Genomic DNA, 13,570 nt, shown 5'->3' on the forward strand with positions numbered 1-13,570 from the left:
GGGGGGGGTGGTGGGGGTGGTGGGGGTGGTTGTGATGGCGACGTCGGCCGCGTTCTCCTTGACCACCGTGAGGGCGGACTGAGCCTGGGCCTGGGCCTCGCTCTGCACCTCATGCCGCGCCTTCGCCTGTGCGGCGGCGCGGGCTGCCTTGGCGCCCCGGATGGCCTGGGCGCCCCTCACCTTGGCGGCACCGACCTTGGCGTCCGCCTGACGGTGGGCCCGGTGGGCAGTGCTGGTGACGTCGGAGGCAGTTGACCTCACCGTGCCGACGGTGCCGGTGACGACCCCGTCCACGGTGTCGGTGACCACCCCGTCCACGGTGTCGGTGAGCGGCCCCGCCAGCCCCCCGGCCTCCACGTCCGCGCCGGCGTCGGCCGTCGGGTCCGGGACGGAGAGGGAGGAGGCGGGCAGCTCGTCGGCGCAGGCGACGGTGGAGCCGAGCGCCCAGGCGCCGGTGACTCCGGCGGCCATGACGATGGAGCGGCGGATGTTCTTGTTCATGCGTACGTCAGATCCTTCGGGAATCCGGGACTTCGGGAGGCTTGGAGACATTCCGTGGGCGGGCAGACCTGTGCCGCCCCCGCGCGGCAGGTCCGGGCGGGGAGGCCTGCCCTAGGCGGGGAAAACCGGAATGTCCCGGTACCTGTCCCGGGTACCGGCCGCGTCCGTACGCACGGTGGTGCCCGACATGAGCGCCGACGGCACCCGCTGGTGAGGGGTGACGGCGTGCGCGTCGCCGTGCCGCGAGGTGCCGTTGTCGAGGGACGCCTGGCTGTTCAGCACACCGCTCGAGCCATCACCGGGCGCCTGCTGGGCCGGGAGATGACCGGGGCGGGCGGCACCAGAGGCGTGGGCGTACGGGACCGCGCTGTCCGCCCTGCCTACGACGGCCAGGTGCGGCCCGGGGGGACCGTAGGGGGCGGGAGCGGCCGTCTCGGCTTGCCGGTGGAGTCCGTGATCCGGCTCGCCCGAGGACTGCGTCGGCGTGCCCGACGTCTGCCCGGCCGGGTGTGGCGTGGGCACCGTCACGGGCGCCGCCAGGGGCTGACCCGGTGCGGTGAGCAGATCGGGGGTGCTGGGCAGGTCAGGGGTGTCGGGCAGGTCAGGAGTGTCGGGCAGGCCAGGGGGGTCGGGCAACGACGGCACCGAGGGAGCGGCGGGCTTCGAAGGCAGCGACCGTATCTCCGAGGTCACCGTCGCCTGGGCCGCCTTCTGCGAGGTCACCGGCCGGGAAGTCACCGCCGGTGTCGTCTCCGCCGCCTGCGCCTGTGCTCCGCAGAGGAATCCGAGCACGAGCAAGCCGCCCACCAGCAGCGCCACTTCGAGCGCACGCCGTCCGGCCGCCGTGCGCAGGTCGCGCAGGGCGGCACCGGACAGGACTGCCGGCCAGGTCATGAGAGGGATCGTCCTCCCGTACGGCGGAACGAGGTTCGTGTCGGCGACGGCGCGCCGGAGGCGAGCGGAGCGCGGCGCCCCGCTCGACGAGGCGTCGATCCTGCACGGGACGCCCGAGGTCGCGCAAGCCCTCCGTTACCGATGGGTAGGCATGTCCGGATTTCGTTGGCCGAATATGGTCGACAAATCGTCAGGCGCCCGGGCCCGGCACGGGCAGCGGCCGCTTCTCGATCGCCGCCGCCATCACCTCCGGGAAGAGGTCGGGCGTACAGGCGAACGCCGGTGCGCCGAGCGCCGCGAGCGCGGCCGCGTGCTCACGGTCATAGGCCGGGGCCCCCTCGTCGGACAGCGCGAGCAGCGTCACGAACTGCACCCCGGACGCCTTCATCGCCGCGACCCGCTTCAGCATCTCGTCGCGTATCCCGCCCTCGTAGAGGTCGCTGATCAGGACGACGACCGTGTCGGCGGGCCGGGTGATCCGCGACTGGCAGTAGGCGAGCGCCCGGTTGATGTCGGTACCGCCACCGAGTTGCGTGCCGAAGAGGACGTCGACCGGGTCGTCGAGCTGGTCCGTGAGGTCGACGACCGCGGTGTCGAACACGACGAGCCGTGTGCTGATCGAGCGCATGGACGCGAGCACCGCACCGAACACCGACGCGTACACCACCGATGCCGCCATCGACCCCGACTGGTCGACACAGAGGACGACTTCCTTCTTCACGGACCGCGACGCCCGCCCGTAGCCGATGAGCCGTTCCGGCACGACCGTCCGGTGCTCCGGCAGGTAGTGCTTGAGGTTGGCCGCGATCGTGCGGTTCCAGTCGATGTCGTGGTGGCGCGGCCTGTTCACGCGGGCGCTGCGATCGAGGGCGCCGGTGAGGGTGGCCCGGGTGCGGGTGGCGAGCCGCTTCTCCAGGTCGTCGACGACCTTGCGGACGACGGCCCGTGCCGTCTCCTTGGTCGTCTCCGGCATGGCCTTGTTGAGCGACAGCAGGGTCCCGACGAGGTGCACGTCGGCCTCCACCGCCTCCAGCATCTCGGGCTCCAGAAGAAGCGTGGACAGCCCGAGCCGTTCGATGGCGTCGCGCTGCATGACCTGGACGACGGAGGAGGGGAAGTACGTCCGGATGTCCCCGAGCCACCGGGCCACGGAGGGCGCCGACGCCCCCAGCCCCGCCGAACGGTCCTTCCCCGTCTGCGGCTTGTCCCCCTTCCCGTAGAGCGCGGTGAGCGCTCCGTCCATCCCGGCGTCCCGTCCGGCGAGCGCGCACCCCGTACCGTCCGCCGCCTCGCCCCCGAGCACCAGCCGCCACCGGCGAAGCCTCTCCTGTGCCGGGTCCGCCGGCTCGGTCGTCGGCTCGGTCGCCGGCTCGGTCGTCACCCCCGCACCTCCGTACGGCGCCGGTCCCAGAGCGGGACCACCGTCACCGTCGTGGTCGGGCGGTCCTCCGCGCGGAGCCCGCGCCCGTCCCGGCCGGCCACCACCGCCCCGCCGCTGCCTTCCCCCGGCTGCACCAGTGCTTCGGTCGTCATCCCGTCACCCCCGCGAGGTTGTTGTCATCGTGCTGTTCGCGATCACCGTCGAGTCCCAGCAGCAGCCGCACCACCGGCAGGACGGCATCCGCGCGGTCGGTGTCGAGTTCGGGTGCGAAGCCGGGGGCGCCGGCGGACGCCCCCGCCGCGCTCCCCCTCCGCCCCGGCCCCCGCCGGACCAGTTCGCCCAGCGTCCTGCGCACGCCTGGCTCGTACGCCGAGAACGTCCGTCGCAGCAGCGGCAGCACATCCGTGAACGCGTCCGCCGGTACGCCCGTCAGCCAGGCGTCGACCAACCCGAGGAGCCGTTCGTCGTGCACGAGCAGCATCCCGCCCCCGGACCCGCCCCCGACGAACCCCTCGATCCACGCTGCCGCGTCGCCCGGTGGCGTCCCCGGCGAGAGCACGAGCCCCATCAGCCGCGCCGCCTCGTCCTGCCCCAACTCCCCGTCGTCCAGCAGCAGCCGCACGGCCCGCCCCCGTATGACCCCAGGGATGCCGTCCCGCCCGGACAACACCCGCAACACGGCACGCCACCTGTCACGCAGGTCGCTGTCGGTCCCGCTGTCGCCCGCCGCCGTGGCGTCATCAAGCAGTCCCACCGCCGTGTGCACCCCGTCCACATGTCCGCGCATCTCCTCCGCCGCGTCCGTGGCGAGTGCGGCGCAGGCCGGGGGCAGGCCGACGAAGACGCGCTCCGCGAGACCGGCGGCGACCTCGGCCAACGCGCCGGTGTCCGTACCGCGCACGTCGCCGTAGCGCAGGGAACGGACGAGGGCGGGCAGGGCCTGGGCGAGGTGGCCGACGTCCGAGTCGAGCGCCGCACGGTCGGCGAGGACCTGCATCACGGCGGGCAGCGCGCCGGACAGGCCGGCCAGCAGACAGTGCTCGGCGAGCGCGGTGACCTCGGCGAGACCGTGCGCGGCGACTGCGTCCGCCTCCGCCTTGGCGGTCGCCGCGGCCTGCACCGTCGTCCCCCACACCCCGGCCTCGGCGACCCGCACGGACAGCTCCGGCTCCCAGCGCAGCCGCCAGGTCTCCCGGAACGTACCCGTGCTGCCCCGCGACGCGACCGGCTCCCCCCAGCCGACGCCCAGCAGCCGCAGCCGGTGCAGCAGCCTGCTGCGCTCGGCGTCGGTCTCCTTGCGCAGGTCGAGCTCCGTCTCCCGCTCCCGCGCCTCCGGTTTGAGCCGCAGCCTGCGCTGGAGTCGGTCGAGGTCACGCTGCAACGGCACCGCCGGTGCCGTCCGCGGCACCTCGCCCAGCACATCCCCGACGACCAGCCTGTCCCGCACCAGCGCCAACGGCACGTCCGAGCCCTCGCACATCACCGCTCGCACCGCGTCGGTCGTCTCGCTCAGCCCGGCCAGCGGGCGGCCCCGCATCACCGCGAGAGTCTCGGCCAGCCGGACCGCCTCGATGACGTGCGCCGAGGAGACGATCCGGTCCTCGGCACGCAACAGCCCCGCCACCCTGGTCATCCACCGCTCGACGGGCCGGTCCGGCGCGGCGAAGAGATGCCCGTACCAGCCCGGAGAGTCGATGCCCGCGCCGTACCCGCTGAACCGCGACAGCCTGCGGTACGTCCACGGCACCCACGTCATGTCCGCCTTGACCTTGGGCAGCCCCTTCAGCAGGGCCCGGTCCGCCGCGACGGCGGCCTTCCGGCGCAGCGCGGGCACGTGCCAGGCCCCGCACACCACGGCCACCGCGTCCCCGAACTCCCGCTGCGCCGCGCGCACCTGGAGCCGCATGTACGCCTCCCGCACGAGGTCCCGCTCGTGCCCCCCGCTGCCGTAGGCCTCCCGCAGCGCCCCCATGGCCTCCTCGAGGACGACGAACGGCGCGAACGCGTCCCCCTCGCCCGCACCCCGATGCTCGACCACGTCCTCCCACCACCGCTCGGCGTCGTCGCAGCCCGCGGCACCGGCCAAGGCGGCAAGCGGATCGACACGCACCCCGAGCCCGGCTGCCTCCTCCCCCTCCCCCGTGCCCCCCTCCCAAGCCAGCGTGTGCGTGGCCGGCAGGTCGATGAAGCGTGCCGGGACGCCGTGCTCCAGGGCCCAGCGGATCGCGACCCATTCCGGGGAGAACTCGGCCATCGGCCAGAACGCCGAGCGGCCGGGCTCGTCGACCGCGTGGGCGAGCAGGGCGACCGGCGGCCGCATGTCCTCGTGCGCGGCCAGCGGAATCAGCGCGTCGGCCTCGGGGGGCCCCTCGATCAGCACCACCCGCGGCCGCGCCGCCTCCAGCGCGCCCCGCACCGCCCGCGCCGACCCCGGCCCGTGATGCCGTACCCCGAGCAGCAACGGCCCCACGGCACCGGACCCCCTGTCCCGAGCCGTGCCCTCGCCCACGGCTTCCCCGCCGCCCGCCTCAGCTCCCGCCACGCCGTCCCCCTCCCCTCCGGCCCCACGTCGAGTCGCCCCCGTTGCCACCCGCGGTGCCGGTCCCGCGCCCCGCGCCGTCCAGCCCCCACGCCCCCGCGCGTCCCCCGCAGTTCACGCGCTCACCTCCCGGCAGGCCCGGTAGAAGTCCTTCCAGCCGTCGCGTTCGCGGACGACCGCCTCCAGGTACTCCTGCCAGACGACCCGGTCGGCCGCCGGATCCCGTACGACGGCGCCGAGCATGCCCGCGGCCACGTCACCGGCCCGCAGCACGCCGTCGCCGAAGTGGGTCGCGAGGGCGAAGCCGTTGGTCACGACGGAGATGGCCTCGGCCGTCGACAGGGTCCCGCTGGGCGACTTCAGCTTCGTACGGCCGTCGGCGGTGACCCCGTCGCGCAGTTCGCGGAAGACGGTGACGACACGGCGGATCTCGTCGATGCCGTCGGGCGCGGCCGGCAGGTCGAGGGAGCGGCCGATCTGGTCGACGCGGCGCGCGACGATGTCGACCTCGGCCTCGACGCTCTCCGGCAGCGGCAGCACCACCGTGTTGAAGCGGCGGCGCAGGGCGCTGGACAGGTCGTTGACCCCGCGGTCGCGGTCGTTGGCCGTGGCGATCAGGTTGAAACCGCCGACGGCCTGCACCTCCTGGCCCAGTTCCGGTATCGGCAGGGTCTTCTCGGAGAGGATCGTGATGAGTGTGTCCTGCACGTCGGCCGGGATCCGGGTCAGTTCCTCGACGCGGGCCGTCATCCCCTCCGCCATGGCCCGCATGACCGGGCTGGGCACGAGGGCGTCCCGGCTCGGCCCGCCGGCGAGCAACCGCGCGTAGTTCCAGCCGTAGCGGATGGCCTCCTCCGGTGTCCCGGCCGTGCCCTGCACGAGCAGGGTCGAGTCGCCGCTGACCGCCGCCGCGAGGTGTTCGGAGACCCAGGTCTTCGCCGTGCCGGGCACGCCGAGCAGGAGCAGGGCGCGGTCGGTGGCGAGCGTGGTGACGGCGACCTCGACGAGGCGGCGCGGTCCCACGTACTTCGGTGTGATCACCGTGCCGTCCGGCAGGGTGCCACCGCGGAGGTAGGTGGCGACGGCCCACGGCGACAGCTTCCAGCGGGCCGGGCGCGGGCGGTCGTCCTGGGCGGCCAGCGCGGCGAGTTCGCCGGCGAAGGCGTCCTCGGCGTGCGGGCGCAACACCTCGGTCGGCTGCTTCCCACTCGGTTCCACGAACGTCGGGTCGACGGACACAGACATGGCTGAGGCCCCCTCCAGCTCGGCCGGTTCGGATCTGGTGTCCACCGTGCACCACACCACTGACAACGCGTTCCGACCTGCGAAAACGCCCTGCGGAGGGCATCTGCGGAGGTGGCGGGACAGCCGATTGTCAGTGGTGGGATCTACCTTCGACGGCATGACTCAGCAGGGGGTGCGCTGGACCGCGGACCAGGTGCTGTCACTGGCGCCTGACGCCGCGTCACGCAAAGCGGGCAGCAAACTCGGCGCGGCCGGTCCGTGGTCCGAGGCGGGCAGTTCTGACGGGGGGGCGGTGTGGGGGCTGTGCAAGGGCAGCGGCAGCACGCCGTACCGGACGGTGGTGGATGTCGGGGACGCGTCCGGCCCCGCGTACACGTGCAGTTGTCCGAGCCGGAAGTTCCCCTGCAAGCACGCCCTCGGGCTGCTGCTGCTCTGGGCCGGCGGGGACGGGGCGGTGTCGCGGGGGCAGGAGCCGGACTGGGCCGAGCCGTGGCTTGCGGGGCGGCGCGGACGCGCGGAGGAACAACGGGCGGCCGGTCCGGAGGGTTCCACGTCCGGCTCCGCCGACCCCGAGGCCGCGCGGCGCAGGGCGGAGCGCCGGGCCGAGCGGATCACCGTCGGGGCCACCGAGCTGGAGCAGCGCCTGGCGGACCTGTTGCGCGGCGGCCTGGCCGCGGCGGAGCAGGCGGGGTACGGACTGTGGGAGGAGACCGCGGCCCGCATGGTCGACGCCCAGGCGCCGGGACTCGCTGCCCGGGTCCGGGAGTTGGGGGCAATCCCGTCGTCCGGGCCCGGCTGGCCGGTGCGTCTGCTGGAGGAGTGCGCGCTGCTGCACCTCCTCGACCAGGGCTGGCTGCGGCGCGAGCGGCTGCCCGACGGGCTGGCGGCCACGGTCCGTTCCCGCGTCGGCCTGCCCGGCACGGCGGACGGCCCGCCGGTGCGCGACCGCTGGCTGGTCCTCGCCCAGTACGACACGGGGGACGCGAAGCTGATCACCCGTCGTATCTGGCTCCACGGCGCCGAATCGGGCCGCACGGCGCTGCTGCTCTCCTACGGTGCGGCCGGCCGGGCCCCGGAGCTGACGCTGCCGGTCGGTCTCGTCCTGGAAGCGGAGGTGTCGGCGTATCCGGGCGCGGGGCAGCGGCGGGCGGCCCTGGGTGAGCGGTTCGCTCCGCCCGTGCCGACCGCGTTGCGGCCCCCGGGGGTGACGACGGCACAGGCGGCCGCCCGCTACGGCGAGGCCCTGCGCGACGACCCCTGGCAGGACTCCGTCCCAGTGACACTGGACCGGGTCGTGCCGACACCGGACGGTGACTCCTGGCAACTGGCGGACGCCGACGAGGACTCGGCGCTTCCCCTCACCCCGGCCGCTCGGACGCGCCCCGGGCTGTGGCGCCTGGTCGCCCTCTCGGGCGGCGCCCCGGTGAAGGTCTTCGGCGAGTGCGGCCACCGCGGTTTCACCCCGCTGACGGCCTGGCCGGAAGGCACGGGAGAGGCGGTGCGGCTGTGCTGACGAGCGGTCGAGCACCTCACATCCGGTCCAGCCGGCTCCAGGTCACACGGAGCGGTCCAGGAAGGAACCCATGAACAAGACCTCCGCTCACGCGCCCGATGCGGCAGACCCGGCGACGATGACACCGGCTCACGCCCGGGGTACGGCGGACCCGGCGACCACGACCCCCTGGGAGAACCTCGTCACCGCGGCGCTCCTGGGTACGGACCGGCGTACGCCCCCAGGTCACCGGCCGGGGCGGGATGCGCCGGTGGCGTTGCTGGACGCGGCGGCCGTGGAGGCCGTGCGGCGGCGGGCCGGGTTGCGGCCCGCGCGGGCGGCGCGGCGGCCGGATCCTGCCCCCGAGGACCCTCGTTCGGCGCTGCCCGACGCGGCGGCCCGCCGGCTCTCGATGCTGCTGGCCGACCGTTCCTCGGCGATCGGCGGCGGCCGCAGGGGTACGGCACCGGACCTCATGGAGTTGCTGCCCCAGTGGCTCGCGACAGCGAACTCCCGGGGTTACGCCGCGCCCCCGCAGATGCTGCCCGCCCTGCTGGACGCGGCCCGGGGGCGTACGGACCTGCGTCCGGCGGCGCTGAAGTTCGCCGGCCCGCGCGCGCTGTGGCTCGCCCGGCTGAACCCGGACTGGCGGTTCGCCCTGCGCGCCACACCCGGCGGGGGTGCCGCGCTGCCGGGCCCGGAGGAGACCGCCCGGATCCAGCGGCTGTGGCAGGAGGGCCTGTTCGCGGAGCGGGTCGCGCTGCTCGCGGCGATACGGGCGCGTGAGCCGGCGGCCGCTCGCGAACTGCTCGCGGCGACCTGGCCGACGGAGCGTGCCGAGGACCGGCTGATGTTCCTCGACTCGCTGCGCACGGGCCTCGGTCCCGAGGACGAGCCGTTCCTGGAGCAGGCCCTGTCCGACCGCAGCCGCAACGTGCGGGCGACGGCGGCCGAGTTGCTGTCGGCGCTGCCCGGCTCGGCGCTCGCCGCGCGCATGGCGGACCGGGCCGTTGCCTGCGTGGCCGTCGACCACACGCGAAGCGCTGCGACGATCACCGTGGAGGCGCCGCACGAGTGCGACGCGGGCATGGAGCGCGACGGGGTCGTCGCCAAGGCGCCAGCGGGCCGGGGGGAGCGGTCGTGGTGGCTGGGCCAGTTGGTCGAGTCGGCACCACTCGGCACCTGGCCGGGGCGGCTGGGCGGGCGTACGCCCCGGGAGATCGTGGCGCTGCCGGTGGCGGACGACTGGCAGAGCGAGTTGCACGCGGCATGGTGCCGGGCGGCGGTGCGGCAGCGGGACACCGAGTGGTCGCGGGCGCTCCTGGGGGTGCCCACCGCGCCCGAGGCCGGGGGCCCGGGGGCGGTGTCCCTGGCCGAGCGTGCCAAGTTGCTCGGTGCGCTGGACTCCGTCGAGCGGGCCGAGTGGGTCGCCGGGTTCATCGGAACGCATGGTCTGTCCGAGGCGTTCCAGCTGCTCGGGGTGTGTGCGGTGCCCTGGGCCGCGACGCTCGGACGGGCGGTCGTGGACGCGCTCGACATCGCCCGGGACGCGGGGAGTTACCCGTGGAGTTTCAGTGGGGTGATGGGGCTGGCCGAGCGCTGTCTCGACCCGTCCGAGGCGAACCGCCTCGACGGTCTGCTGGCGGTGCCGGACGAGCCGGAGGACGCCTCGCCCGGCGCCGGCGGCTACTGGGCGGAGGCTTTCCAGCGCCTGGTCACGACGTTGCGCCTGCGCGCGGCGATGGCCGCGGAACTGGGTGCGGCCTAGGCCGTGGGCCGGTCACCCGGCCCACCCGCCTCTTCGGGGGCCGCTGCGGCCCTGGCCGCCGCAGCCGCCGTCCTACGCCTCCGCGGGCTGGCGCACGTTGGCCCGTACCCAGTTCACGATCGACTGGGTCGTCGCGCCGGGGGTGAAGATCTCGGCGACGCCCTTCTCCTTCAGCGGGGGGATGTCCGCCTCGGGGATGATCCCGCCGCCGAAGACGAGGATGTCCTCCGCGTCACGCTCCTTGAGCAGCTCGATCACCGCCGCGAAGAGCGTGTTGTGGGCGCCGGAGAGGATGGACAGGCCGATCGCGTCGGCGTCCTCCTGGATCGCGGTGTCCACGATCTGCTCGGGGGTCTGATGGAGCCCGGTGTAGATGACCTCCATACCGGCGTCGCGCAGCGCCCGCGCGATCACCTTGGCCCCGCGATCGTGGCCGTCGAGCCCCGGCTTGGCCACAACCACGCGGATCGGACCGGCTGCCACACCCATCACTGCCTCCATGAAGCGACTACATCCATCCGTACCGATACATCCATCCGTACCGAGTCATGGGCACCGGCAACCACCGCTCACGCCACTGGTGCCGCCAGGGCTGGCCGGTACCGCACATTCCGCCGCCCACCGCACCGGATGCGCCGCTGGGGCACGGACATGCCGCACCCCGCCGACCGGGAGTGAACGAACGTTATCTCCAGCATCCCGCAACCGGCAGTTTCGCGGTGGACAGCGAGGGGGAAATCACACGATGGGACAAACGTTCACCATGCACCGTTCCCCAGGGACCGGCGCAAAGGGGAGCCGCACACAGCGACACCGGCACGCAGGACAGGTGAGGCAGGACCGCCCTTCGCCGCGACTCCCCCCGAGAGCACCCGGGGGACAAGGCCGTCCTCCGCGTGCCGACAGGAGGTCGGCCATGAAGGTCACCAAGGTGCTGATGCCCTTTCTCCCCCTCTGCCGGCGGGTCCTGCCGAGCAGACTGACCGGCCTCTCCGTGGCGCTGCTGAAGGCGACCGCCCTGGAGCTCGCGATCCTCACGGGCCACCTCCTCCTCTACCCCTACGGCATCACGCAGGAGCGCCGCGAGGACACCACCCCCGGCACCCCCTCACCGGACGCGCCCCGGCTCCCGACGGAGGCCAGGCCCCCGGTCGTCCTGCTGCACGGTTTCATCGACAACCGCTCCGTCTTCGTCCTGCTGCGCCGCAGCCTCGCCCAGCACGGCAGGCAGCAGATCGAGTCACTCAACTACTCGCCACTGACCTGCGACATCCGCACCGCCGCCGAGCTGCTCGGCCGGCACATAGAGGAGATCTGCGCCCGCACCGGAAGCGAGCGGGTCGACGTCGTCGGGCACAGCCTCGGCGGCCTGATCGCCCGCTACTACGTCCAGCGGCTCGGCGGCGACCTCCGGGTGGACACGCTGGTCACCCTCGGCACGCCGCACGCGGGAACACGAGTGGCGCCCCTGGCGAACGCACACCCCATCGTGCGCCAGATGCGCCCCGGCTCGGAGGTCATGGAGGAGCTCAGCCTGCCCGCGCAGGGCTGCCGCACCCGGTTCGTCAGCTTCTGGAGCGACCTCGACCACGTGATGGACCCGCTGGAGACCGCCCGAATCGACCATGCCGATCTGCTCGCGGAGAACGTGCAGGTCACCGGCGTCGGCCACCTCGCTCTGCCCGTGCACCCGGCGGTCGCGACCCGCATACGCCAGGCCCTCGACACCCCCGGCACCGCCCCGACGGGAGCACGGACGGGAGCGCAAGCGGGCCACTCCGGCGGTCTGACCGTGGCGTGAGAACCGCGCGAGGAGCGCCCGTCACAGCCGGATCACAGCACCCTGACAGCCGCCAGTCATCGAACATTCTTCGAACACAAGGCCAAACCCGCGTCCGCAGTTCCCCGAAACACGGCCGAATGCCCCTTTCCCCAGGGCGTGAAACCTGACGAAGATTGTCGTGCCCGCGTACCGCCGGGTACAGTCGCCGCACTGCTCTGGCAGCCCCTGTCGTCGAGGCGAAAGAGAAGTTGGTGAACGATCGTCACCCGTCGGGGGCCATGACCTCCCCGGCTCCGGCCTCGGACGACGCCTCGGCGCACTACGCGTCCTACGGCGGACAGGAGGCCCAGTACGGCGACTTCACCACGTACAGCGGCTATGACGCCAACGGTTTTGACAGCGGCGGTTTCGACACCAACGGTTTCGACGCGGGCGGCCATGGCATCACCCCCACCGCCACCGCCACCTTCGCCACGGACCCCCTCTTCGGCGACCTTCCCGGCGAGGCTCAGACCCCCGGCACCGACACCGGCACGTACGACGCCGCGCAGTGGGCCACGGGCAGCCACCACACCCTGAACTACGACCCGTACGCGGCCCAGCACCACGCCGCCTACGACACGGGCGCCTACGACACCACCGCCTGGGCCACGGACCAGCAGCGGCTCTCCGTCATCCCGTCGCAGGCCACGCCTCCCGACGCCAGTGGCCAGTGGGACGCCGGCGCCTGGCTGCGGCCCGACCAGTCCGGCAGCCCCGCCGACCAGACGCAGCAATGGGAATGGGGCACGCAGGTCTTCGACACCGGTGCCTACGACGCCACGCAGTGGAACTCCGACGGCAGCGCCACCCCGGCGGCCCAGGACTACGAGCAGCAGGCCGCCTTCGAGCACGAGCAGCCTCAGCCGTCCTTCGACGAGCAGCACCAGCCCACGTTCGACGAGCAGCAGGCGTCCGCCGACGAACAGCCCGTGCCCTTCGACCAGATGGCGACCGCGACCTTCGAGCACGTCTCCTTCGAGCCCGCCCCGGGCGACGGCGAACTCGCCGCGACCGGCGAACTGCCCACGGTTGCCCCGCTCCTGGACGGCCAGGAAGAAGTAGTCCCCGTACCGGGCCCGCGCGCCGCGGCCCGCGGCGCCCGTTCCCGCCGCCGTACGCCCCCTAAGCGCTCCGCGCTGATGACCATCGCCGTGCCCTCGGCGTGTGTGATGGGTGTCGCCGGGATCGCCGCCGCGTCGGTCGGGGCCCTGACCGGCGACGACAAGGACACCACAGCGTCCGCCGCGGAGGCGCAGACGAAGGCGGTGAAACCGTCCGCCGCCAACAACAAGCTGGACGACCAGCTCAAGAGCCTGAGCGCCGAGGCCGACGACTTCGCCGACCGGGCCAGCCGTACGCAGGAGCGCATCGACCTCAAGGCGCAGCAGGAGGCCGAGAAGAAGGCTGCGGCGGCCGAGGCTGCCCGCAAGGAGCGGCTGCGTCCGAAGTACGCCCTGCCGGTGGCACAGCACGGGCTCAGCGCCTACTACGGCCAGGCCGGCATCAACTGGATGTCCGTCCACACCGGCATCGACTTCCCCGTCTCGTACGGCACGACCGTGATGGCCGCGACCGACGGCACCGTGCGGACGCAGTACAACGTCGCCTACGGCAACATGCTGATCCTGACGGCGAAGGACGGCACGGAGACGTGGTACTGCCACCTCTCCAGCTACCGGGTCGCCTCCGGTACGACGGTGAAGGCCGGCGAGCCCATCGCGTACTCCGGCAACTCCGGCAACTCCACCGGTCCTCACCTGCACTTCGAGGTGCGGCCCGGCGGCGGCTCGCCGGTCGACCCGCTCCCGTGGCTGCGCAGCCACGCACTGGACCCCACGTAGATCATCAGATCAGCGTAGAGCCACGCAGACCCGTGAAAACGTTCTTGCACGGCCGTCAGCACCCTGCGAGCCCCCGCCGTCCGG

At 73.5% G+C, this 13,570-nt stretch carries 10 protein-coding genes and 1 pseudogene; 4 read left to right on the top strand and 7 right to left on the bottom strand.

The features are described from left to right. The 6 genes and pseudogenes from IG99_RS34645 to IG99_RS34665 all read right to left on the bottom strand — a co-directional run. A pseudogene (locus IG99_RS34645) lies at nt 1-501 on the bottom strand (hypothetical protein); the annotation flags it as partial. A 111-nt stretch (nt 502-612) separates the two neighbouring features. Further along, on the bottom strand, nt 613-1,395 hold the full coding sequence (locus IG99_RS34650) for a hypothetical protein (protein WP_037681227.1): 783 nt from the start codon (nt 1,393-1,395) through the stop codon (nt 613-615). Nucleotides 1,396-1,585: 190 nt separating this feature from the next. Then, complete coding sequence (locus tag IG99_RS34655) at nt 1,586-2,776, bottom strand: VWA domain-containing protein (protein ID WP_037681230.1); 1,191 nt, start codon at nt 2,774-2,776, stop codon at nt 1,586-1,588. Next, nucleotides 2,773-2,928, bottom strand: a complete 156-nt coding sequence (locus tag IG99_RS49185) for a hypothetical protein (protein ID WP_158973299.1) — start codon at nt 2,926-2,928, stop codon at nt 2,773-2,775. Before IG99_RS49185 ends, IG99_RS34655 begins: the two co-directional genes overlap by 4 nt. Further along, nucleotides 2,925-5,318: a DUF5682 family protein gene (locus IG99_RS34660; protein ID WP_394298058.1), complete on the bottom strand. Its 2,394-nt coding sequence runs from the start codon at nt 5,316-5,318 to the stop codon at nt 2,925-2,927. The genes IG99_RS49185 and IG99_RS34660 overlap by 4 nt, the downstream gene beginning before the upstream one ends. A 111-nt stretch (nt 5,319-5,429) precedes the next feature. After that, nucleotides 5,430-6,560, bottom strand: coding sequence for an ATP-binding protein (locus IG99_RS34665; RefSeq protein ID WP_037681335.1), 1,131 nt, complete (start codon nt 6,558-6,560; stop codon nt 5,430-5,432). Nucleotides 6,561-6,717: 157 nt separating this feature from the next. Here IG99_RS34665 and IG99_RS34670 point away from each other — a divergent pair, with 157 nt between their 5' ends. Both IG99_RS34670 and IG99_RS34675 read left to right on the top strand, forming a co-directional pair. Further along, entirely contained in the window at nt 6,718-8,073 is a 1,356-nt protein-coding gene (locus IG99_RS34670) for an SWIM zinc finger family protein (RefSeq protein WP_037681337.1), read from the top strand. Between the two features lie 118 nt (nt 8,074-8,191). Continuing rightward, entirely contained in the window at nt 8,192-9,820 is a 1,629-nt protein-coding gene (locus IG99_RS34675; RefSeq protein ID WP_037681341.1) for a DUF5691 domain-containing protein, read from the top strand. Nucleotides 9,821-9,892: 72 nt separating this feature from the next. On the opposite strand, the gene IG99_RS34680 is transcribed toward IG99_RS34675, so the two are convergent. Then, on the bottom strand, nt 9,893-10,309 hold the full coding sequence (locus IG99_RS34680; protein WP_037681234.1) for a cobalamin B12-binding domain-containing protein: 417 nt from the start codon (nt 10,307-10,309) through the stop codon (nt 9,893-9,895). Nucleotides 10,310-10,736: 427 nt separating this feature from the next. Here IG99_RS34680 and IG99_RS34685 point away from each other — a divergent pair, with 427 nt between their 5' ends. Continuing rightward, a complete protein-coding gene (locus IG99_RS34685; protein ID WP_037681236.1) occupies nt 10,737-11,621 on the top strand; it encodes an esterase/lipase family protein in 885 nt (294 codons plus the stop codon). 233 nt (nt 11,622-11,854) lie between these two features. Continuing rightward, nucleotides 11,855-13,486 carry a M23 family metallopeptidase gene (locus IG99_RS34690; RefSeq protein WP_078948085.1) on the top strand — a complete coding sequence of 544 codons (1,632 nt, stop codon included), beginning with the start codon at nt 11,855-11,857 and terminating at the stop codon, nt 13,484-13,486. Nucleotides 13,487-13,570 lie beyond the last annotated feature (84 nt).

Origin of the sequence: Streptomyces griseus subsp. griseus (genome assembly GCF_000720255.1) — a bacterium.
GTDB lineage: Bacteria > Actinomycetota > Actinomycetes > Streptomycetales > Streptomycetaceae > Streptomyces > Streptomyces griseus_I.

Coding starts and splice junctions, on each gene's coding strand:
- IG99_RS34675 (WP_037681341.1), top strand. CDS start 8,192: ATGACACCGGCTCACGCCCGGGGTACGGCGGACCCGGCGACCACGACC.
- IG99_RS34670 (WP_037681337.1), top strand. CDS start 6,718: ATGACTCAGCAGGGGGTGCGCTGGACCGCGGACCAGGTGCTGTCACTG.
- IG99_RS34680 (WP_037681234.1), bottom strand. CDS start 10,309: ATGGGTGTGGCAGCCGGTCCGATCCGCGTGGTTGTGGCCAAGCCGGGG.
- IG99_RS34685 (WP_037681236.1), top strand. CDS start 10,737: ATGAAGGTCACCAAGGTGCTGATGCCCTTTCTCCCCCTCTGCCGGCGG.
- IG99_RS49185 (WP_158973299.1), bottom strand. CDS start 2,928: ATGACGACCGAAGCACTGGTGCAGCCGGGGGAAGGCAGCGGCGGGGCG.
- IG99_RS34665 (WP_037681335.1), bottom strand. CDS start 6,560: ATGTCTGTGTCCGTCGACCCGACGTTCGTGGAACCGAGTGGGAAGCAG.
- IG99_RS34650 (WP_037681227.1), bottom strand. CDS start 1,395: ATGACCTGGCCGGCAGTCCTGTCCGGTGCCGCCCTGCGCGACCTGCGC.